The organism is Neobacillus sp. NPDC058068 (assembly GCF_042885335.1).
In the GTDB taxonomy this organism is placed as follows: domain Bacteria; phylum Bacillota; class Bacilli; order Bacillales; family Cytobacillaceae; genus Neobacillus.
Genome location: NZ_JBHVSI010000002.1, coordinates 88,090 through 108,328 on the forward strand (window position 1 = coordinate 88,090; position 20,239 = coordinate 108,328).

At 37.8% G+C, this 20,239-nt stretch carries 24 protein-coding genes; 6 read left to right on the plus strand and 18 right to left on the minus strand.

Translation table 11 applies throughout. The annotated features are described in order from the left end of the window. Nucleotides 1–3: 3 nt before the first annotated feature. Both ACFVSW_RS02645 and ACFVSW_RS02650 read right to left on the minus strand, forming a co-directional pair. Nucleotides 4–981 (minus strand): CAP domain-containing protein, encoded by a 978-nt coding sequence (locus tag ACFVSW_RS02645; protein ID WP_387311839.1) that lies wholly within the window; start codon nt 979–981, stop codon nt 4–6. Nucleotides 982–1,316: 335 nt separating this feature from the next. Beyond that, entirely contained in the window at nt 1,317–1,751 is a 435-nt protein-coding gene (locus ACFVSW_RS02650; RefSeq protein ID WP_024029160.1) for a CBS domain-containing protein, read from the minus strand. Nucleotides 1,752–1,938: 187 nt separating this feature from the next. On the opposite strand from ACFVSW_RS02650, the gene ACFVSW_RS02655 reads away from it, so the two are divergent. Further along, nucleotides 1,939–2,298 carry a YugN family protein gene (locus tag ACFVSW_RS02655; RefSeq protein WP_387311841.1) on the plus strand — a complete coding sequence of 120 codons (360 nt, stop codon included), beginning with the start codon at nt 1,939–1,941 and terminating at the stop codon, nt 2,296–2,298. 44 nt (nt 2,299–2,342) lie between these two features. On the opposite strand, the gene ACFVSW_RS02660 is transcribed toward ACFVSW_RS02655, so the two are convergent. From ACFVSW_RS02660 to cyoE, 7 genes are all read right to left on the minus strand, one after another. Further along, a complete protein-coding gene (locus ACFVSW_RS02660; protein ID WP_387311843.1) occupies nt 2,343–2,807 on the minus strand; it encodes a DUF420 domain-containing protein in 465 nt (154 codons plus the stop codon). A gap of 108 nt (nt 2,808–2,915) precedes the next feature. After that, entirely contained in the window at nt 2,916–3,824 is a 909-nt protein-coding gene (gene ctaG / locus ACFVSW_RS02665) for a cytochrome c oxidase assembly factor CtaG (protein WP_387311845.1), read from the minus strand. 129 nt (nt 3,825–3,953) lie between these two features. After that, nucleotides 3,954–4,289 (minus strand): cytochrome c oxidase subunit IVB, encoded by a 336-nt coding sequence (ctaF, locus tag ACFVSW_RS02670; RefSeq protein ID WP_387311847.1) that lies wholly within the window; start codon nt 4,287–4,289, stop codon nt 3,954–3,956. Between the two features lie 4 nt (nt 4,290–4,293). Then, nucleotides 4,294–4,923 (minus strand): cytochrome (ubi)quinol oxidase subunit III, encoded by a 630-nt coding sequence (locus tag ACFVSW_RS02675; RefSeq protein ID WP_387311848.1) that lies wholly within the window; start codon nt 4,921–4,923, stop codon nt 4,294–4,296. Further along, complete coding sequence (ctaD, locus tag ACFVSW_RS02680) at nt 4,923–6,791, minus strand: cytochrome c oxidase subunit I (protein WP_387311850.1); 1,869 nt, start codon at nt 6,789–6,791, stop codon at nt 4,923–4,925. The genes ACFVSW_RS02675 and ctaD overlap by 1 nt, the downstream gene beginning before the upstream one ends. 32 nt (nt 6,792–6,823) lie before the next feature. Next, entirely contained in the window at nt 6,824–7,894 is a 1,071-nt protein-coding gene (coxB, locus tag ACFVSW_RS02685; RefSeq protein WP_387311852.1) for a cytochrome c oxidase subunit II, read from the minus strand. 108 nt (nt 7,895–8,002) lie between these two features. Then, nucleotides 8,003–8,941 carry a heme o synthase gene (gene cyoE, locus ACFVSW_RS02690; RefSeq protein WP_387311854.1) on the minus strand — a complete coding sequence of 313 codons (939 nt, stop codon included), beginning with the start codon at nt 8,939–8,941 and terminating at the stop codon, nt 8,003–8,005. Nucleotides 8,942–9,529: 588 nt separating this feature from the next. Here cyoE and ACFVSW_RS02695 point away from each other — a divergent pair. After that, entirely contained in the window at nt 9,530–10,438 is a 909-nt protein-coding gene (locus ACFVSW_RS02695; protein ID WP_387311857.1) for a COX15/CtaA family protein, read from the plus strand. Nucleotides 10,439–10,495: 57 nt separating this feature from the next. Here ACFVSW_RS02695 and ACFVSW_RS02700 read toward each other — a convergent pair whose 3' ends face one another. Beyond that, a complete protein-coding gene (locus tag ACFVSW_RS02700; RefSeq protein WP_387311859.1) occupies nt 10,496–11,704 on the minus strand; it encodes an FtsW/RodA/SpoVE family cell cycle protein in 1,209 nt (402 codons plus the stop codon). Nucleotides 11,705–11,880: 176 nt separating this feature from the next. Continuing rightward, on the minus strand, nt 11,881–12,162 hold the full coding sequence (locus tag ACFVSW_RS02705) for an Fpa/YlaN family protein (RefSeq protein WP_387311861.1): 282 nt from the start codon (nt 12,160–12,162) through the stop codon (nt 11,881–11,883). Nucleotides 12,163–12,332: 170 nt separating this feature from the next. On the opposite strand from ACFVSW_RS02705, the gene ACFVSW_RS02710 reads away from it, so the two are divergent. Further along, nucleotides 12,333–12,830 (plus strand): peptidyl-prolyl cis-trans isomerase, encoded by a 498-nt coding sequence (locus ACFVSW_RS02710; protein WP_387311863.1) that lies wholly within the window; start codon nt 12,333–12,335, stop codon nt 12,828–12,830. A gap of 27 nt (nt 12,831–12,857) precedes the next feature. Here ACFVSW_RS02710 and ACFVSW_RS02715 read toward each other — a convergent pair whose 3' ends face one another. Continuing rightward, on the minus strand, nt 12,858–14,186 hold the full coding sequence (locus ACFVSW_RS02715; RefSeq protein ID WP_387311865.1) for a PhoH family protein: 1,329 nt from the start codon (nt 14,184–14,186) through the stop codon (nt 12,858–12,860). Nucleotides 14,187–14,395: 209 nt separating this feature from the next. Between ACFVSW_RS02715 and ACFVSW_RS02720 the strand changes: the two genes are divergently transcribed. Beyond that, complete coding sequence (locus tag ACFVSW_RS02720; RefSeq protein ID WP_387311867.1) at nt 14,396–14,986, plus strand: YhcN/YlaJ family sporulation lipoprotein; 591 nt, start codon at nt 14,396–14,398, stop codon at nt 14,984–14,986. 30 nt (nt 14,987–15,016) lie between these two features. Here ACFVSW_RS02720 and ACFVSW_RS02725 read toward each other — a convergent pair whose 3' ends face one another. After that, nucleotides 15,017–15,472 (minus strand): pyridoxamine 5'-phosphate oxidase family protein, encoded by a 456-nt coding sequence (locus ACFVSW_RS02725; protein WP_387311870.1) that lies wholly within the window; start codon nt 15,470–15,472, stop codon nt 15,017–15,019. A 289-nt stretch (nt 15,473–15,761) separates the two neighbouring features. Here ACFVSW_RS02725 and ACFVSW_RS02730 point away from each other — a divergent pair, with 289 nt between their 5' ends. Beyond that, entirely contained in the window at nt 15,762–15,962 is a 201-nt protein-coding gene (locus ACFVSW_RS02730; RefSeq protein WP_387311873.1) for a YlaI family protein, read from the plus strand. 51 nt (nt 15,963–16,013) lie between these two features. Here the strand turns inward: ACFVSW_RS02730 and ACFVSW_RS02735 are convergent, their stop codons facing one another. Genes ACFVSW_RS02735 through typA form a run of 3 tightly spaced genes read right to left on the minus strand, consistent with a single transcriptional unit; the run spans nt 16,014 to nt 18,489 of the window. Then, nucleotides 16,014–16,307 carry a hypothetical protein gene (locus ACFVSW_RS02735; RefSeq protein ID WP_387311875.1) on the minus strand — a complete coding sequence of 98 codons (294 nt, stop codon included), beginning with the start codon at nt 16,305–16,307 and terminating at the stop codon, nt 16,014–16,016. Nucleotides 16,308–16,321: 14 nt separating this feature from the next. Beyond that, nucleotides 16,322–16,627 carry a YlaH-like family protein gene (locus tag ACFVSW_RS02740; RefSeq protein WP_387311878.1) on the minus strand — a complete coding sequence of 102 codons (306 nt, stop codon included), beginning with the start codon at nt 16,625–16,627 and terminating at the stop codon, nt 16,322–16,324. Between the two features lie 23 nt (nt 16,628–16,650). Continuing rightward, entirely contained in the window at nt 16,651–18,489 is a 1,839-nt protein-coding gene (typA, locus tag ACFVSW_RS02745) for a translational GTPase TypA (RefSeq protein ID WP_387311881.1), read from the minus strand. A gap of 148 nt (nt 18,490–18,637) precedes the next feature. On the opposite strand from typA, the gene ACFVSW_RS02750 reads away from it, so the two are divergent. Continuing rightward, nucleotides 18,638–18,823: a YlaF family protein gene (locus ACFVSW_RS02750; protein ID WP_387311883.1), complete on the plus strand. Its 186-nt coding sequence runs from the start codon at nt 18,638–18,640 to the stop codon at nt 18,821–18,823. A gap of 28 nt (nt 18,824–18,851) precedes the next feature. On the opposite strand, the gene ACFVSW_RS02755 is transcribed toward ACFVSW_RS02750, so the two are convergent. Beyond that, on the minus strand, nt 18,852–19,649 hold the full coding sequence (locus ACFVSW_RS02755; RefSeq protein WP_387311886.1) for an inositol monophosphatase family protein: 798 nt from the start codon (nt 19,647–19,649) through the stop codon (nt 18,852–18,854). 247 nt (nt 19,650–19,896) lie between these two features. Beyond that, the gene (locus tag ACFVSW_RS02760) at nt 19,897–20,091 is read right to left on the minus strand and encodes a hypothetical protein (protein WP_387311888.1); all 195 of its coding nucleotides are present in this window, start codon (nt 20,089–20,091) and stop codon (nt 19,897–19,899) included. Nucleotides 20,092–20,239 lie beyond the last annotated feature (148 nt).

A 20,239-nucleotide genomic window follows, 5' to 3' on the forward strand; every position in this document is an offset into this window, starting at 1 on the left:
TTTTTATGGCTCATTCTTTTGAATAAAGTTTTGTGTATAAAACTTTTGATATACCCCTACTCCAAGATGCGAATAATCCTTATTTAATAATGATTCCCGGTGACCTTTGCTATTTAGCCAGCCTTCCACCACTGCAGGCCCGTCTGTATATTTGGCTGCAATATTTTCACCAGCAGCCTCAAATTCAACTTGCGCTGTCTTTAGTCGAGTAGCGAGATCGCCAAATTTCTTGGAGGTATGAGAAAAATCATTGTTTTCATACATATCCTTGCTATGTCCAAATGCGACTTCAGCAGTACTCTCATCCCATTTCAGTGGTTTTAGATTATGCCTCATTCGTAAAACATTGGTAATATCAAAAATCTCTTGTGCCGTACCATATTCAATGATCTTCCACGCATCCTCACTTGGAGCAGGAGGCTCGATTAATTCACCGCTGTAAACAAGCTCATATGGCCTTTGTTTAATCAGCGTTTGTGTATTCAAAAAACGCACACTCGAGAGGTTCCCCGTAAACTTATCGATATAGAGCTGAACATAAATATCACCTATTTGAACCATTGGTCGAAGATTTAAATCGTTATCATTCAATTCAAAACGATAGGAATTACCATTTAGTTCAAGATTAATATTTGTATCAATATATTGGGTATTAAAAATTTCCTCCACTGGCTGTCCGATCTCAAATGGAGCAACATCTAAGCTTTCTCCAATAGCATAAATCGTCACAACCTGATTATTTTCAACACCAACCTGTACATAGTGGCTGTAGTCCTGATTATAAATATACCATCGATAACCATACATAGATTCATCAACACGTGCAGGTGCTCCGAGTTGTTTTTCTAAGGCATTGACGTCTTCTCCGATTAATAATGCTAATCCTTCTTTTGGTTTTTCAGAAACAGTTTTCTTGTTTGTCTTATTGTCGGTCACAGGTAAGGTTGGATTCATTTCTGAAGTATGATCTTCTCTGATCAATACATTATTTTCACTTTTTTCATTTATGTTAACATAAAAACCAATTGTTAAGAAAATTACCGAAAGTATCAGAATTCGACTTAGAGTTCGCAGAGGTCTTCACCCTCTCTATTACTTTTTCAATCATATTATTGATTATTCATTAATTATATCATCTATATCCTGATTAGTAATAGTCATTAGCAAAGAAAACTCGTCGATTGGCAAGCTGTTAGGCGGTTCATGAGACGGAGTTGCACATATGCCTATTAGGATGTTTTTCCTAACAACCAAAATAAAACAGGTACAGTTTGTACCTGTCTATTTATAAACTGCAAATTTTTGAAATTATTTTTTCAATGTTGAACACCATTATAATTTTGTTCGGATATTTCCGAAAGTGCATCCTTTGCCTGGTCATCGGTTAATTCATTAATGGCAAAATCACCAAGTGAAACGATTCCAATTAATTTACCGTCTTCAACAACAGGTAATCTCCGGATTTGATGCTCTGCCATTAACTTTGCCGCTTCTTTACTGGATGTATCGGGGGTAACAGTTATCAGGTCACTACTCATGATTGCTTCTACTTTTGATGAACCCGGGTGTTTTTCTGCAACACCTCTTATTACAATATCCCGGTCTGTTATCATCCCAACTAGTTTATCTTGATCTACAATTGGTATGGCTCCTACATTTAATTCCTTCATTTTTAGTGCAACTTCAAACATATTATCTAATAATGTACAGCACTCAATCTCATCGGTCATAATATCACGAATTTTTCCCATCGTATCGCCCCTTTTTACAGATTGCATTATCAAATTATAGGTTTTCCAAGTAAGATTGTTTTATTCGCTGTATGTATCCATTGCAAGTTGTAACATTTTCAACTATTATTAAAATGAATTCTACTTGCTGTAATACCGAAAATGGGTAACATAGGGGTAATGGTAATCGTTTTAGGAGGGATTTTTGATGAAATTCGAGAATACGGGTATCGAAAAGTTAAAGGCAGATTTAAACCGATTAGATGAGGTAATGGATAATCACGGTTTAGTACGTGCAGGTCAATGGGACTACGAACGTGTTACATATGATCGCAAGTTTGAATTAAAAGAAGGTGTATTTTACCTCCGGGTTCAAGGCTATGCGGTCGAAGGGGACGTTGATACTTTCAAGGCAACAATCCAATTAATGACACCATTACTTGGAAAGCATTATTATCCACATGGCGTCGAATATGGTGAAGGTGAAAACTTCCCGACTTCCCTTGTGAACTCTTGCAAAAAGATTCTTGAGACAGTGAAAGAAGAAGTTAGCAAATTTGCTTTATAAACAGAGAAAGACGCATGAATATTTTTTTCATGCGTCTTTTTCAATTATAGTCCAAGAATTGCCTTTATCATCGATGTGGTCTCTCCGCCTTTGTAGAACACATATAACAATAGATAAACAGCAACCCCTGTAATTGCTGTAAAGAACCAAATGAAACTCGTTATTGGGCCAAGCTTGCGGTGGATAGACAGTTTATTTTTATATCCTGTCAGTAACGAAACAATCCCGAATACCGCTCCAATCGTAGCTAACGTAATATGAAAAACTAAAAAGATGGTGTAATAGATTTTGATATCATCAGGACCGCCAAAGGAGGTATTCCCGATAAAAATAGTCCTTGATGCATAAATAATAAAAAAGATAATAGCAAAAACAGCTGCAAAAAACATCGTCTTTTTGTGGGCTTCAATTTTCCTTTGTTTTATTTGCCACCAGCCAATTGCTACCGTAATAGCACTTAAAACAATGAATGACGTACTGATTGTTGGTAAAATCGGTAATGAATCCATTTATATTTCCTCTCTTTTATAAGTTCTATCCTCATTTTAGTGCAGTTCCGTATCCAATTCAAATAAAACCTGTCCGACTATAAAAAAAGCTCCCAAATGAATGGGAGTTTATTCAACAAGGGTTGGATTTAAAATCGGATTATTCATCTCTCGTTCTGATTCTTCCTGATCTTTACGATACCATTCAAAAAATACTTGGGCTAACACAACACCATAAATAGTTTCCTGAATAATTTTCATCACTACACCGCCAAGCCGCTGGTCATCGACCAATGACATTGAGCTAAACAACTCCGGCCCACTTAGGTTCAAATTAGAAAATGTGGAAGGTCCAACACATAAACTCATAACCTGACCCCAAACTTCCGGGTCATGATAGGTCGCATATAATGAAGAATCTGAAAAAATAATCAGTGCACAAGCGGGCGTGATTAACATACTGTTTGCAAATAAATAAGCTACTTTTTTAATCCCGCTTAATGGCTGATATTCCGGAAGAGGGCTGATTAATGACCACCACATACAAATAGCCGCCGCGAATAAAAGGACCGAATAGCCTCCATGGTAAAAGCGGTTTTGCATAATATGGTCAAAAATTAGCGGTATATGGTAGAAAGAAAACAGACCATTAAATAACAGAACTGCGATAACTGGTTTGGTAAATAGGTTGAATAAAGCATTAAGAACATTAATTTTTAATATGCTTCTCCAAAGCCATGCTGGAATCCCGCTAATGAACAATGGCGGCAGCAATAATACTAGAACAACCATGGTAATTCCATGGACCCAAAACATTAAATGACCCATTAAATCTAGCGGTGAGCCTTTAACAGCATAAAGGAGAACCATTGAGGTTAAAAACAATGACGCTTGTTTTACTGTTAACGGCTCACTCCCCTGAAATTTTGTTCTAAATTTAATTGTAATGAGAAAATATGCTGCTATTACTGCAAGTATAAACAATAAAAAATACGGGCTCCAAAGGGCTTTAAAACCAAAAATATTTAATGTAAGCACCAAATATCACCTCGAAATATAGTAAAAAATCCTGTCTTTATTACAGCCATCAAAAAAACAGTAAGCAAAGATATAGTATATACCTTCTTAACAAAGAAAATCGGCATAACGCCGATTTTCCTTTTTTACTTACCACCAAACAATGGTAACAAATGTCAATACCGTAAGCATGGCAACAAACACTCCAGAAAACAGAAACAATTGTGGAGCTTCATGACCTTTATGACTCATATGCATGAAATAAAACAATTGAAATACAACCTGTACGGCCGCTAAAAGCAAGATAAACGGCACGGTAAACCATGAGGTAAAACCTTTAATTGCCACTGACGCAAACGCAATTAAGGTTAAGAAAATCATTAACGAAAAAGAAACTACTTGATATCTCATTTCCTCCGCACTTTTGCGGCGGCGATATTCAATGTCAACACTTGGGTTACCTGAATTTAATTGTTGATTCGTCATCAGTTTATCCCACCATTCCCATTAAATAAACTACTGTAAAGATAAACACCCACACTACGTCGATAAAGTGCCAGTAAAGACTAGCAACATAAAACTTTGGTGCATTGTAAAGACTTAAGCCGCGTTTAGAGTTGCGGATCATTAACGATAAAATCCAGCATAAACCAAAGGCTACGTGTGCACCGTGGAAACCAACTAATGTATAGAAGGCAGATCCGAATGCACTGCTTGTAAAGGTATGTTTATATGTGTGCACATAATGATTAAACTCATAAACCTCAAGCCCAAGAAACCCGAAACCTAATAATACTGTAAGCCCGAGCCAAACCATCATCTTTTTAAACGCAAAGTTTTTCATATGATACATTGCATAAACACTTGTTAATGAACTCGTTAAGAGAAGCATTGTCGCGACAAATGTTAATGGTAAATCAAATAAATCCTTTGCTAAAGTCGCTTCGGTGCTTGGAACCTTATCCTTTAATGCAAGGTAGGTTGCGAAGAGAGAGGCAAACAAGGTTGTCTCTCCCCCTAAGAATAACCAAAATCCTAAGAATTTATTTTTTGCCTCAAGGGTTGTTTTCTCCGGCGCAGCAGGCCATTTTTCATACGTCATTTTTTCTTCAGCGTGCATTATGCCTTAACCCCCTTATCATTATCTTCTACTAAGTCTTCCTTGTGGATATGGAATCCGTGATCATCTTTAACGGAACGTAAGAACATTGATCCAAATGTCACGAGTAAGCCCAAGATGATGACTGGGAGTCCCCAGGCGTTATCTTTATGATACATCGCTCCAAAGGCAGCAATAAATAATCCAAACGAAATCATAAACGGAATGAATGACGCGTTCGGCATATGAATATCACCAAGCGGTTCAGCCGGCGTCATCCCTTTTTTACCAGCCATTTTTTCTAACCAGTATGCATCTAACCCGCGAACGAGCGGCAGCTGCTTGAAGTTATAGAATGGCGGTGGTGATGGAATTGCCCATTCAAGTGTTCTTCCATCGCCCCACGGGTCATTTCCAACTTTTACATTTTTCACTTGTGTCATAATGATGTTATAGAGAAGCACAAGGACACCAATTGACATAAATGCAGCACCAATTGAACTTACTAAGTTCGAGAAATCGAACCCTTGCCCTGGAAGGTAAGTAAACACACGGCGCGGCATTCCCCAGAGACCTAAGAAATGCTGGATAAAGAATGTTAGATGGAAACCAATAAAGAAGAACCAGAAAGTAATCTTTCCTAATGTTTCATTTAACATCGTACCGAACATTTTTGGCCACCATAGATGTGTTGCTGCAAGAATTGCTAGGACTACACCACCAACAATTACGTAGTGAAAGTGTGCAACGACAAAATACGTATCATGATACTGGTAGTCGGCAGCAGCTGTAGCAACCATGATCCCTGTTACACCACCACAAACAAATGATGGAATAAAACCAAATGCATAATACATTGGAGTAGTGAATTTAACACTTCCACCCCACATCGTAAACAGCCAGTTAAATATTTTAATACCAGTTGGTACCCCAATCGCCATTGTAGCAACTGCGAATATAGCATTCGCAACTGGTCCTAACCCAGTTGTGAACATATGGTGAGCCCATACCATGAACCCTAAGAAACCAATTAACACGGTTGCAAACACCATGGATGAATAACCAAATAGACGTTTTCTGGAGAAGATAGCGAAAATTTCCGAGAAAATACCGAAAGCCGGCAGTATTAAAATGTAAACTTCAGGGTGACCGAAGATCCAGAAAAGATGTTCCCAAATTACAGTATTACCACCCATTGCCACTTCGAAGAAATTCGCACCGAATAAACGGTCGAACATCATTAATGTCAAGCCGACAGTTAATGGCGGGAAAGCAAATAAAATCATCGCCGAAGCAACAAAGGTAGACCAGGTAAATAACGGCATCCTCATATACGTCATACCAGGTGCGCGCATATTAATAATCGTAACCAGAAAGTTTATTCCACCAATCAGCGTTCCAAGTCCGGCGATCTGCAAACCAAGGACATAGAAGTCAACGCCATGACCTTTAGAATGAATCGCAAGTGATGCATACGATGTCCAGCCTGCATCTGGAGCTCCGCCTAGAAACCATGAAAGGTTTAGGAATATTCCACCGAAAAAGAATAACCAAAATCCAAGTGCATTTACAAACGGAAATGCAACGTCACGAGCACCAATCTGAAGCGGCATGACCGCATTCATAAAGGCAAATAAAAGCGGCATAGCTGCTAAGAAAATCATCGTTGTTCCGTGCATCGTAATAATTTGATTAAATGCTCCGGCACTTACAAAATCATTGTTTGGCACTGCAAGTTGAATGCGGATGAATACAGCCTCAAGTCCGCCTGCAACGAAGAAAAATCCACCTGCAATAAGATATAGGATGGCAATTTTTTTATGGTCAACTGTTGTTAAAAAGTCCCATAACGTTCCGCCAAATCCCTTTTTTTGAGCAATGGTACTCACAAATTATACCTCCCTTTCAACCAATTCCCCTATTATTCCTGAACCTTTAAGCCCATTAAATATTCTGCTAATGCGTCGAGCTCTTGAGGAGACATCTGATCATATTTTCCAGTCATCAAGTTGCCTGGTTTATAGGTTTCAGGATTACTAATCCACTGTTTCAATTTCTCTTTATTATGATCTAAAAAACCAGCAATCCGGGCGCGGTCACCAAAGTTTGTTAAGTTTGGCGCTTGTCGCGCAGTATCAGGCATTTTGTTTTCAGGTGTCACAGCATGACAGCCGATACAGCTTTTATTAAAAATATCTTGACCTTGAACTGCTAAATCACTTTGTGCTTTTTGCGGTTCTTTTATATCCTGCATCGCCGTAACCCAAGCATCGAACTTATCACGGCTGATTGCTTTTACTTTGAAGTCCATTAATGCGTGGGACGGACCGCAAAGCTCAGCACATTTCCCATAGAAAAGGTTTCCAGCTTCATTTGAACGTTTGTCATCAAACTCTAACCAGAATTTATTGATATTATCCGTATTGGTATCTAATTTACCACCAGCGGCTGGAATCCAGAATGAATGTTTTACATCTAATGATTTAAGGTTAAAATAAACTCTTTCATTCGTTGGAACTACCAGCTCCTGGCTCGTTACAAGCTTTTGACCTGGATATTCAAAATCCCACCAATATAAATGGGAACGAACATTAATAACAAGAGCATCTGAATTTTTCTTATCCATTGGTGAAACATCTGCAAGTCTAAATGTAGCAGAAACAGTTGGGACAGCCAGGATTAAGAGTAAGAGAATCGGAATAGCAGTCCAGATAATTTCTAATGTGTGACTTCCTTCCACCTGTTTTGGAATCGTTTCATCTTTATCATCTTTTCGTCTAAAGCGGAAAAAGATGATCACAAAAATAATCATTACGACAAGGATAACCCCAATCATAACATACGTACTTAGCTTCATTAAACCAAATTGCATATCTGCAACTTCACCGGCAGGCCTTAACGCCGAAACAAAATTTTCACCGCGGCATCCGGAAAGCACAAGCGCTAAAATCGCAAATAACGGTAATAGGCGCCATTTTGCAAGCCTTTTCATAGCTAAATCAAACCCCTCTTTCACTTTTAAATTGATAATTTTTTCTGGTAGATCAAAGAAGTATGTAGATAATTCTTTCCTGGTTCAGAAAAGAATCGTGAAACAAAACTAAATTAATGTAACAATGACCATCGCTACAAAAATAATAGTTAAATATTGCAAAGAGTAAACAAACATTAGTTTTGCCCACTTAATGTCATCTTTGATCTTATATCCATAAATCCCTAATGCAAGCCAGCCGATATTTAAAACGGTTGCAAGAATTAGAAATGGGATTCCTAATTTGGTTAGAAAAAATGGGATTGGCAGTAATGCCGCAACCCAGACTACAATGTGGATTTTAGTTGTTTTAAAACCCTTCACTACAGGCAGCATCGGAACTCCAGCCGCTCTATATTCTTTTACTCTCCTCATAGCCAGAGCATAAAAATGCGGTGGCTGCCAAACAAACATGAGGACAAACAATGCCCACGCCATGATATCAAGGTTTGCATCTACTGCAGCCCAGCCTATTAGCGGCGGAACGGCACCAGAGATACTTCCAATAATTGTATTAGAAACCAATTGCCGCTTAGACCATAACGTGTACAAGAAAACATAACTAAAAACTCCAAGCAGTCCAATTACTGTTGCAGTCATCGTTGTAAAGAATAAAAACAGTGTTCCCAGTCCAATCAGGATAATACCTAATAGAAGAACTTTCGCAGGAAGCACTTTCCCGGTAACCGTAGGTCTTGCCTTCGTTCTTTCCATTAAATGATCAATATCACGATCAACATAATTATTAATGGCACATGATCCTGCAATGATAAGGGAGGAACCTGCAACCGTAAAAAACACGATATCTAAATTATTTAGGAAGCTTTGACCAGTAAAATGAAGTGCAAGCCATAATCCAGTAAAGGTGGTAATGAGATTTGAATTGACAATTCCAATTTTGATTAAGGCCGTAAAGTCTTTCCATACAGAGGTTTTTTCTATAGTTGAATTCAGGCTCCCAGCGCCATTTTCTATGGCTGCTTCTCCATAAGCCTTAGAGTTGGACATTTATTTCTCCTCCTAATCCTTATTCACATATATTCACCATATGAGGGTTATCGAAACTTACTATTTTGCCCTCCTGTTATAAATCAAAAATAGATGTATGCTTCACACATTTATGTTCTGTTGGATTAAAGGAGTGACAAAAATATCCGTTATAAAAAATGCAGTGATTTACAAAACACTTTCTCTGTATATTAAATCACACTTTCCGATATTTTTGTGAACTTTTTTTGAATAATTTTTGACTAAATTGTGTTTGAAGATATATTATCTTTTATTATCGGATTTTAGACCTGTAAATTTGGAAAAATAAGCAATGTTACAGAAAATAATCCTTCTATAAATATTTCTAACAGACTATGGTGGAAGTTTCAATGTTTTCCACTATAATAATAGTGGAAAATAAAAGTTATCGACTAATCTATCATCGTCTTAAATTTACCTTTCAAAATTTAAGTTGAATTTCTGTTCTTTTCCTAGTTATTTCGTTATGATGAATTAGGTACTTTTTATCTTTCTACTTTTTTACTCCATTATACTGTCAAGTTTTTTTTTTGACAAATCATTGAACATTTATAAGAGGTGAATTTTTTGCGACGTTCTCTGAAGTGGCTGGCGGTTGCGACCACCATCGGAATGGTATTAGTTTTACTTGGCGGTGCATTAGTTACAAAAACTGGCTCTGGGATGGGCTGCGGGAGATCTTGGCCATTATGCAACGGTAAATTTCTTCCATTAGAAATATCCCCTGAGTTAATCATTGAGCTTGCACACAGACTAGTTTCAGGAGTAGTTGGGGTCTTGGTTCTCATCCTTTCGATTTGGTCATGGAAGGCGATTGGTCATATTAGAGAAACAAAATTTCTTTCTTTTCTCTCCTTTTTCTTTTTACTTTTACAAGGCTTAATTGGGGCCGCAGCAGTAAAATGGGGACAATCAGGGTTTGTCCTTGCCCTGCATTTTGGTATTTCGCTGATTTCATTTGCAGCAGTATTCTTGTTGACGTTGCTTATATTTGAAATCGATAAGAAGTTTGATGCAGAAAAACTGTATATTGATAAGAGAATGGGCTTTCATATAATCGGTGTTTCCATTTATAGTTATCTGGTTATTTACACCGGGGCATTGGTCCGGCACACAAAGGCAAGCCTCATTTGCCGCGATTGGCCTTTATGCTTAAATGACGACCCCTCATTACCTGCTAACATGTATGAATGGGTGCAAATGGGACATCGGGCCGCAGCGGGTTTAATCTTTATCTGGATAACTTACATATTTATTTTGACCATTCGCCGTTACAAAGAGCAAAAGGTTTTATATTGGGGATGGATCATCTCTTTCATTCTCGTTTCATTACAGGTTATTGCCGGTGCTTTCATTATTTTCAGCAGATTGAATCTGTACATTGCACTATCGCACGCCTTCTTTATTACTTGCTTATTTGGGGTATTAAGTTATTTTCTCTTGTTATATTCAAGGTCCAAAAGAAATCATCACTAAAAAAGCTGCCGGGTTATATCCGGCAGCTAATTTTTTATCATTTGATTTCGCTAAACATTAAAGATAGAAAACCTTACCATCACGCTGTTGTTTCTTTTTGTCCACTAGTACCTGTTTAGTTTTATATGTTTTTTCATATTTCGTAAACATCGACACATTTACGAGAATTCCTGACGCGGCAGCAAGCATTAACACCGAGGAACCACCGTAGCTGATAAATGGCAGCGGTACACCTGTAAGCGGAATAACCCCTGATATCCCCCCCAAATTAATAAAGGACTGAATACCAAGCATACTAGAAATCCCTATAGCAAGCAGGCTCCCAAAAGGATCTTTACATTGTAAGCCAATATAAATTCCTCTTAAGACGATATAAGCCAAAAGAATAATAACAAAGCTTACTCCCCAAATACCTAATTCTTCGGCAATGATTGCCATAATGAAATCTGTATGTGCTTCAGGTAAATAACCGAGCTTTTGGATGCTTTTTCCTAAACCAAGTCCATTGACACCACCTGAACCGATAGCGATGTAGGAGTTGGCTAAGTGAAATCCTGCATCATTTACAAGCTCCGGAGCAAAAGGATTATCTAGTACAGCAAATCGGTTTGTACGCTTCTCAGAAAGTATTTTATCTTTAGCAACAAATGCAATTGGCAGGAGGACAATAAGAGCCATGATAATTAATTTCGAAATACTTTTAAAATTCATCCCGGATGCAAAAATAATGGTGACGGCAATCACAGCGATAATAAAGGCAGTACCGTAATCAGGCTGCAAGATAATTAACCCGCAAACGATAAACAGAAATACTAATGGCGGCAGGACTCCTTTATTAAATTGATTAATATACGCCTGCTTTTTTGCGTATACAGCGGCCAAATAGATGATGACAATAAGCTTTACAAACTCAGATGGCTGGATTTTAAACGGACCAATTTGATACCAGCTTTGTGCACCGCCAGCAACATGTCCAAAAAGATCCAAGCCTAAAAGACCAAAAATAGATAAACAAACCATTGGTGCGAGAAACCATTTTGTAAATTGCATCATTTTATATGGAACAATTGCACAAAAAATAAAGACAAAAGAAGAGGCTAATAAAAACAATTTTTGCCTTTGATAATAGAAATCACTTGGCTTTTTATAATATTGAACAGTCCATGCCATGCTGGCACTGTAAATCATAACTAAACCAAAAGCACACAAAAGGATTATAGCTATGATTAAGGTATAATCATATGACTTCACTATTTTTTTAATCATTTACGTTGTCCTCATTTTCAAAATTGATAAACTCTACTCTATTATAATAGAAAACGACTGATATGACTTGAGGAAAGTATTTTTGTTATCAAATTTTAATAAAGAATATTCTGAAATTTGTATCAGGTAATAAAAAACTCAAACAATTCATCGTTATTGTTTGAGTTCATGTTCTACTATTTTCTTAAGGAAGCATCGTGAAGCGCAGATAATTCACTCTCTAATTGATCTAAAATCGCTTTTCCATCCTTACCATCTATTAAGCCTAATCGGACAGCAAAGTCTATTTCTCTCGACAGCCCAAACATTTGTGTATCCAACACCTCTTCATAAAGAGGGCATTGAGGCATCGTGAGATTGTCCATTTGCACTTTGATAAGCTTTAATATCTTTTCAGCGTCAGCCTGCAATAAGGCATAGGCTTTTTCCTGATGATTCACGATCATTTCAGACGCCAACATTAATCCCCCCAATTCAGAGCGATAATTCAACTTATCTATAAATTTTACCGTTTACAAGCGAAAATTGCAAGAACAATGAAGGATATTGCCATACAGGAGTTACTTTTATGACATTCACTCTAAAAAAAGTTATACTTATTCATGTTAGCCTTTAGGAGGAATGGAAGATGGAAAATATTATAATCATATCCGGTAAAGTAAAGTATACGATTACACTTGAACCAAGCGTCTGGATTTTTGATGACCGCCGCATTGATTTGACTACTTATTTTTCAATAAACAAAGTGATCTCGAATTCATTGGAAGATTATACAAAGGCTGTCTCAAAACACTGGGACCGCGAAATTATGGAGGGAGCCATTTATCCTCCGACGTTAAAAACAGAAAAGAAATTTGAAAAGGAAAAAGTATTAACTGGGACTTTCGGAATTCCTTTCAAGCCTTTTTTGGTAAATTCTGAGCCTGCCGATGATGCACATACATTGGTCATTCATAGTACCGATGGTGATTACGAAGTACTTCTTGAACGTGCCTTTGATTTAATCTTGGCGTTCTCAGATACCGGTAAACCGTTAAATGCTGATGGGCCGGTTCATGTCTACTTCGGTGATGGCTCTAATCAGCAGGATCCAATTAAAAATGTAAGAGGTTTTACAGTAAAATAAGACGGGTGCCCCTGGCACCCGTCTTTCTCATAATAAATCCGCTGCGAGCCTCGCCAATCCTGACCGTTCTCCTTTTAATAGCTTAACATGCCCTGAAATGTCTTGGTCCTTGAACCTTTCAACAACAAAGGTAAGGCCATTATTGTAGGCATCGAGATATGGATGATCAATCTGTTCCGGGTCTCCCATTAGCACAATCTTACTTCCCTCTCCCACCCGAGTTAAGATTGTTTTTACTTCATGCCTCGTTAAGTTTTGTGCTTCGTCAATGATAATAAATTGTTTAGGTAAACTTCTGCCACGAATATACGTTAACGCCTCCACCTCTATCGAACCCATACCGGCTAAAATTGCATCCAGTTCGCCTGGCTTTTTTGTATTAAAGAGATATTCCAAGTTGTCATAAATCGGCTGCATCCACGGTCTTAGTTTCTCTTGCTTTTCACCTGGCAGGAACCCCAAGTCTTTACCGACAGGTACAATCGGTCTAGCGACTAATAGCTTTTTATATTCTTTGAAATCCTCCGTTTGCATTAATCCGGAAGCAAGTGCAAGCAATGTTTTTCCTGTCCCAGCTTTGCCTGTTAAGGTAACAAGCGGGATATCCTTCCGCAGCAATAATTCAATCGCCATCGTCTGCTGCACATTCCTTGAATGGATTCCCCAAACATGCTCTTGATTTAAGGTTAATTTTTTTACCTTCTTACTCGTTTTGTCCACCATTCCAATAGCTGATGCAGAACTGCCAAGAGCATCTTTCATTAGAAGAAATTGATTAGGATAAAACGGATGATTTGCAAACTCAGAAAGGAATAACTCCCCTTTTTCATAGAAACGACCTAATAATTCAATCGGCAAGAGTACTTCGAAAAAACCTGTATATATATGATCTATTTCAACCACCCGGTCATTTAAAAAATCTTCGGCCGTTAATCCAATGGCATCTGCTTTTACTCGAACTAGAGCATCCTTACTTACTATAATTACAGGCTTGCCATTTTCTTTCGCTTGTTCTTCTAAGTATAAATTTTTAGCAACCGCAAGTATGCGATTATCGTTTGTTTTCTCAACAAAAATATCTTGAAGCTCATGAAAGGCCCGATGATTTAATTCAATTTTTATTGTTCCCCCGTTCTCAAGAGGGATTTTTTCATGAAGCTTCCCTGAAGCTCTAAGACCATCAATTAATCTCGATACGTGCCGTGCATTTCTCCCGATTTCATCCATGTATCTTTTCTTTGAGTCCACTTCTTCAAGAACTACTGCTGGAATAACCACTTCATTATCTTCAAAGGAAAAAAGGGAATACGGGTCCTGCAGTAAGACATTTGTATCTAACACGTATATTTTACTCAAAGCGACGCCTCCCGCTTCACTGGATGTCAAGATTGTAAAAAAGTTCCAACAACCTCTTTGCGCTTATTGGACTTTGGTAAAATATATGTAAATCAGAATAAAGATAGAAGGAATTCCGCACAATAAATGTAAGTAAGCACTCAAGGATGGTTAAATTCTAGCGTTAGTAATTATTTAACCTTTTAATAATGCATCTTGGAGGGTGTTAAATGAAGAAATTCTTTGCGATAGCTGCACTTTGTTTGCTTTTAGGCGGATGTAATACCGATAAACATAAGGAAATGGCAAAAAGTGAAAACCATTCATTAGTGAACGTAAAAAACAGTTATATTGAAAGTGTTGACCGCAAGTCGGGTCAACAAATATCCAAGCACCTGGTTCAGCTTGCAACAAGCATTCCCGGTGTGAATGATGCAACTGCTGTAGTAATAGGGAGATATGCGATTGTCGGTATCGACGTAAATGCTAAGCTTGACCGTTCACAGGTCGGGTCGATTAAATATTCTGTAGCAGAAAGCTTGAAAAAAGATCCACATGGCGCTAACGCTGTTGTCGTAGCTGATGCAGACACAACAGCGCGTTTAAAAGAAATCCAAGCAGATATTAAAAAAGGCAAGCCGATACGAGGCATTATGGAGGAGCTTGCAGATGTTGCAGGTCGATTAATGCCAGAAATACCAGGGGATTTAATTACCCCAAGCCCGAAGAAAGCAACTGAAAAACCGGACAAAAAACTCCCAGCAAATGAAGAAGATAAATTAAAGAAGGAACAAGAAGACCAATCAAATCACCATAAATAAAACTTGGTCATGGAAAAAAGCTTAGGAATCCTAAGCTTTTTTCATTGCATCCATAACTTGTCTGTCTAACTTTTCTGCCGCATTTTTATCGTATGTCTTATCATACTGAACTTCTGTGATAATTTTCGAACCGTAAAACATAACATCCCGTACTTCTCTAATTGAAACTTCAACCAAGGCAAGCTTTAGCGGTACATCTTGCAGTCTTTCTTCTTTAACCCGGGCATCCCCTTGTATTGAATATGTAGATTCATTAGCAATTAAATTGATAACCACTTTATTATTTTTATTAATATTTTCCAGTATTCTGGAACGATTATCAACTGCAAAATAGATGGTACTGTCATCCTTTGCTAAAATCCAGGAAATTGCGCTGACGTTTGGCCCTCCTGTTTCATGGTCAATTGTTGCTAGAGTTACGAACCGTTCTTTTTGCAGCCCTTCATATAATGGACTGATGAGCTTTGGCTCTACTTGATTTACCATCTTTACAACCCCTTTAATTATTGAATCAAAAATTATATCATCTGACTTTGAGAATTGTCCAGCTTCAGCGCCTAGGGGCTCGGGTCATAAGCCAATCCGTCAAGAAGGCTCGTCTTATGCCTATCGCCCCTGAGCAAGGCGCTTCCGCTTTTCTTGTATAAACAGATATTCTCATATTACTACTATCCCATTTTTTCATCAATATAAACGCAATTGATTTACTTGGCAATGCGCTGCCATGTTATACTATAAATATTCTGATTTAGAAAGAATTAAAAGAGGTGCCTTAATGAGAGTAAAGTGTGTGATCTGCGATAAAATCGAAGCGATAGCAGATGAATCGTTAGAAGCCAAACGCCTGCGCAATCGTCCAATCCATACATATATGTGCAATGAATGCAGCTCAAGAATAACCGAAAAAACAAACGCACGCATCGATACAGGCAATTTCAAGTTATATCGTACAAAAATTGATAAAGATGATTGGTAAAGAAAAACCCGCTTGCAATAACCTTATCGGAATTGCAAGCGGGTTTTTTTCTTATTCCTCTGTTGGATAGTTCTCATACTTTTCAGGCTCATTATTAATTTGGTCGAGCATAATTTCAATTAACTCACGCGGATAGCGTGCTTTTTTCATTTCTTCGCCTTGCTGGTATGAAAGATAATACATCATTTCATCTGTAGTCGTTTCGATATTCGAAACGTGGTGCTTTGATGTTAACATCTCATCAAAGTATTCAAGTGTTTCTTTTGCTGCCGTATCTTCAGGACGAGCATCAAAAACAACCTTTATCGTAAGCCAATTATAAAGTGCATCTTGTAAGGATTTCATTTAGGTATCCCCCGTTATTTCGCTTCTGTCTGCTGCTTTTTCGTTTGGTGTAAGCGAATTTTATAAATAATTAATAAAATCGCAGCACCTGCTAGTCCTTCCGCAATTGGCAGTGCATAAGAAAAAATCAGCATCACTAAGCACCCAATTAAGAGGCAGAAATAAATCACAATGTTTTTCAAAAGAGGCAGTTTTTTTGCAAAGCCTAACTTATATACAATTGCCGCGAGGATTACAATATATAAATACTGTAACCATACAGCCGTTTTTACATCTGTTAGTTCAATGAAAAATCTAAGACTCGGGGCAAATCCTTCCATATCCTTTATGCACTCCTTTGTACTTAACTCAGTTCAGCATACTTTTTCTTTTTAGCTGCTTTTTCACGTTCATTTTTATCAAGAATTTTCTTACGTAGACGAATGGATTCCGGTGTAACCTCACAATATTCGTCCTCATTTAAATATTCTAATGACTCTTCCAATGTCATAATGCGCGGCTTTTTAATTACCGATGTTTGGTCTTTGTTGGCTGACCGAACATTCGTTGCTTGCTTCATTTTGGTAATATTAACAGTGATGTCATTTTCACGAGTGTTTTCGCCAACAATCATTCCCTCGTAAATTTCCGTACCCGGTTCAACGAAAATCGTTCCGCGGTCTTCTATTTGCATTATACCATATGTCGAGGCTTTTCCAGATTCCATTGATACAAGTACACCTTGGTGTCTTCCACCAACTTGACCTGGCAGCATTGGCTGATAGCTATCAAAGGTGTGATTAATAATACCATAACCGCGTGTCATCGTTAAAAACTCGGTTGTATAACCAATTAGACCGCGTGCCGGCACATTAAAGATTAAGCGGACTTGACCAGATCCATTATTAATCATATCAAGCATTTCGCCTTTACGTGCGCCAATTGATTCCATTACAGAACCAGTATGCTCTTCTGGAACATCAATTTGGACTCTTTCAACTGGTTCGTGGCGGACGCCATCAATAACCTTAACAATAACCTCAGGTTTTGAAACTTGAAGCTCGTAGCCTTCACGGCGCATGTTTTCAATCAAAATTGATAAATGAAGTTCACCACGGCCGGAAACAATCCAAGCATCTGGTGAATCAGTATTTTCGACACGTAAGCTTACGTCAGTTTGTAATTGGGAACGCAGTCTTTCTTCAATCTTTCTTGAAGTTAAATATTTACCTTCTCTGCCGGCAAACGGGCTGTTGTTTACAACAAATGTCATTTGTAATGTTGGTTCGTCAATTCGTAAAACAGGTAATGCTTCTTGATGTTCTGTTGGGCATACTGTCTCGCCGACATTGATATCTTCCATACCGGAAACAGCAATTAAGTCGCCTGCTTTGGCTTCTTGAACTTCCTCTCGCTTTAGACCAAAGAAACCAAAGATCTTGGTGACGCGGAATTGTTTTACACTGCCGTCCAATTTCATTAATGCGACTTGTTGACCAACATGCATCGTTCCGCGGAAAACGCGTCCAATCCCTATTCTGCCCACATAATCGTTATAATCAAGAAGAGCCACTTGAAATTGCAATGGTTCTTCGTGATTATCAATAGGAGCAGGAATATATTCAACGATTGCATCATATAGACACTGCATGTTTTCATCTTGCTTTTCAGGATCTGTACTTGCTGTACCGTTTATACCTGATGCGTAGATTACCGGAAATTCAAGCTGATCTTCCGTCGCATCAAGTTCAATAAACAAATCTATGACCTCATCTACTACTTCAGCAGGTCGGGCGAAATCACGGTCAATTTTATTTACTACGACAATCGGGGTGATTTTTTGCTCCAATGCCTTTTTAAGCACAAAACGTGTTTGCGGCATACAGCCTTCATAAGCATCGACTACAAGCAAAACACCATCAACCATTTTCATGATTCGTTCTACTTCTCCGCCAAAGTCTGCATGTCCTGGTGTATCCAAAATATTGATTCTTGTATCTTTATATTGAATCGCGGTATTCTTCGCAAGGATGGTGATGCCGCGTTCTCTTTCTATATCACCAGAGTCCATCGCACGTTCTTCCACGTGCTCATTCGAACGAAACGTTCCGGATTGTTTTAACAATTGGTCCACCAAAGTCGTTTTTCCATGGTCAACGTGGGCGATAATCGCTATATTTCGTACATCTTCTCTTAGTTTCAAAATTCCACTCCTACCTATTTTATAAAAATAAACGCTATTTTTAGTTTCCCAAATACAACTAAAATATTATACCATACTTAAAGTGGAAACCAATAAGCATTTTAATGTATTATAAAAATAAAAGAAAAAACTTTAAGGGGATTTATAAATGAATCAAGTGAAATGGCCATTACTTATGTATGCGATTTTAGCCGCAGCAAGTATTATGGGAATAGGGGTTGCCATTAGTGAAAAGAGCATCGCCGGGGCTTTTGGCTCAATCCTAGCCGTTGCTATTATTATGGGATTGGGATTTAAAACTAAAAAAAAGATGCGTGAGAATGGAAAATTGTAAAAAAAGAAGCCAGTCAGGCTTCTTTTTTTCACCATTTCCCCTCTTTTAAATAATCATTTAATATCGAACGATGTAAGCCGGGATTTGCGGCGAATAAGGAATCTTTGGAAAGAAAATTAAGCTTTTCTCCCCGTAAATTTGTAACCACTCCCCCAAGCTCTTCAATAATGATAGACCCTGCAGCAAAATCCCATGGCGATAATCGCATCGATATATAAGCGTCCACCCTTCCAGTGGCAACAAACACCATCTCTAGCGCTGCTGTCCCGTACGACCTTGTGCCTCTAGCGTCCTTTACAAGTGGAATCATTAAATTGTGATCTATACGATGATTCTCCATAACCCATGTTGCATTTAGGGCAATGATGGATTCCTTCACTGTTGTACTCTTAAGTACCGGGATAGATTTATCATTTAAATAGGCACCATTTCCGCGGATTGCATGGTACAATTCATCATGGACGACATCATAAATGAGACCGATTTTGCCTGTTCCATTTTCATATACCGCTAGCGATATCGCAAAGTTCCTTTGTTGGTGAATAAAGTTCATTGTCCCATCAATTGGATCAATCAGCCAGACAATTCCTTCAAGGCTCTTTAGTTCGTCACCAAACCCTTCTTCACCCAATATTTTATGATTTGGATAAACTCCCCTAACTTTTTTTATAAAAAATTGTTCAATTTCTTTGTCAATATTCGTTACAAGATCATTAGGGTTTGATTTTGTTTGAATATTTAGCGTCTGATCAAAGGATGAACGGATTCTATTTCCTGCTTCTTTTACCCATTCCTGTGCATGAGCATAAATGTCTTCCCAATTCATTTTTCTCCTCCAGCCAACATATTTAAAATTCAATTCCAATGTATGTAGTATGAAGCATGACCAATAATTTGATGTACCTATAGCTTAAACAAATTAACCGAACACATCAACTTTTAGCCTTGTTTACACAATAATAAACGAACTCCCCTCACTCTTTTGGAGTTCGTTCTCAGATAAGTATCCGAATTATTCCTTTTCGTTTCATTCTATTTTGTTTCCCCTTAGCTAATAAAAATCAAGAGAGCAGTCAAAGTGCTTTTAATCGTAATAATTCTTGGCGGATTTTTTCTAACTTTTGCTTACATTCCTTCATCTTTTTTTCATTCTTTTCCTCAATTGCCTCAAATAATACAGCTAATTCATAGTCCATTTCCAATCTTAATACAGCTGTTCTTTCTTTTTCTCCAACTTTTTTTAATGATGTATTCATCAATTGTTTCACCTTTTTCCTCCCCTTCCTTGTTGATATAACTAATTTTTCAGATAATTTTTTTACTGTATAATATGAGGAATTTTAGAATGTTGGAACAAATATGTGCTTTAACCTAGATAAGCAACATCCTTCTTGTATACTCGGCAATATGCTACAA

Coding starts and splice junctions, on each gene's coding strand:
- ACFVSW_RS02650 (WP_024029160.1), bottom strand. CDS start 1,751: ATGGGAAAAATTCGTGATATTATGACCGATGAGATTGAGTGCTGTACA.
- ACFVSW_RS02655 (WP_387311841.1), top strand. CDS start 1,939: ATGAAATTCGAGAATACGGGTATCGAAAAGTTAAAGGCAGATTTAAAC.
- ACFVSW_RS02660 (WP_387311843.1), bottom strand. CDS start 2,807: ATGGATTCATTACCGATTTTACCAACAATCAGTACGTCATTCATTGTT.
- ctaF (WP_387311847.1), bottom strand. CDS start 4,289: ATGACGAATCAACAATTAAATTCAGGTAACCCAAGTGTTGACATTGAA.
- ACFVSW_RS02675 (WP_387311848.1), bottom strand. CDS start 4,923: ATGCACGCTGAAGAAAAAATGACGTATGAAAAATGGCCTGCTGCGCCG.
- coxB (WP_387311852.1), bottom strand. CDS start 7,894: ATGAAAAGGCTTGCAAAATGGCGCCTATTACCGTTATTTGCGATTTTA.
- cyoE (WP_387311854.1), bottom strand. CDS start 8,941: ATGTCCAACTCTAAGGCTTATGGAGAAGCAGCCATAGAAAATGGCGCT.
- ACFVSW_RS02700 (WP_387311859.1), bottom strand. CDS start 11,704: ATGATTAAAAAAATAGTGAAGTCATATGATTATACCTTAATCATAGCT.
- ACFVSW_RS02710 (WP_387311863.1), top strand. CDS start 12,333: ATGGAAAATATTATAATCATATCCGGTAAAGTAAAGTATACGATTACA.
- ACFVSW_RS02720 (WP_387311867.1), top strand. CDS start 14,396: ATGAAGAAATTCTTTGCGATAGCTGCACTTTGTTTGCTTTTAGGCGGA.
- ACFVSW_RS02725 (WP_387311870.1), bottom strand. CDS start 15,472: ATGGTAAATCAAGTAGAGCCAAAGCTCATCAGTCCATTATATGAAGGG.
- ACFVSW_RS02730 (WP_387311873.1), top strand. CDS start 15,762: ATGAGAGTAAAGTGTGTGATCTGCGATAAAATCGAAGCGATAGCAGAT.
- ACFVSW_RS02735 (WP_387311875.1), bottom strand. CDS start 16,307: ATGAAATCCTTACAAGATGCACTTTATAATTGGCTTACGATAAAGGTT.
- ACFVSW_RS02740 (WP_387311878.1), bottom strand. CDS start 16,627: ATGGAAGGATTTGCCCCGAGTCTTAGATTTTTCATTGAACTAACAGAT.
- ACFVSW_RS02750 (WP_387311883.1), top strand. CDS start 18,638: ATGAATCAAGTGAAATGGCCATTACTTATGTATGCGATTTTAGCCGCA.
- ACFVSW_RS02755 (WP_387311886.1), bottom strand. CDS start 19,649: ATGAATTGGGAAGACATTTATGCTCATGCACAGGAATGGGTAAAAGAA.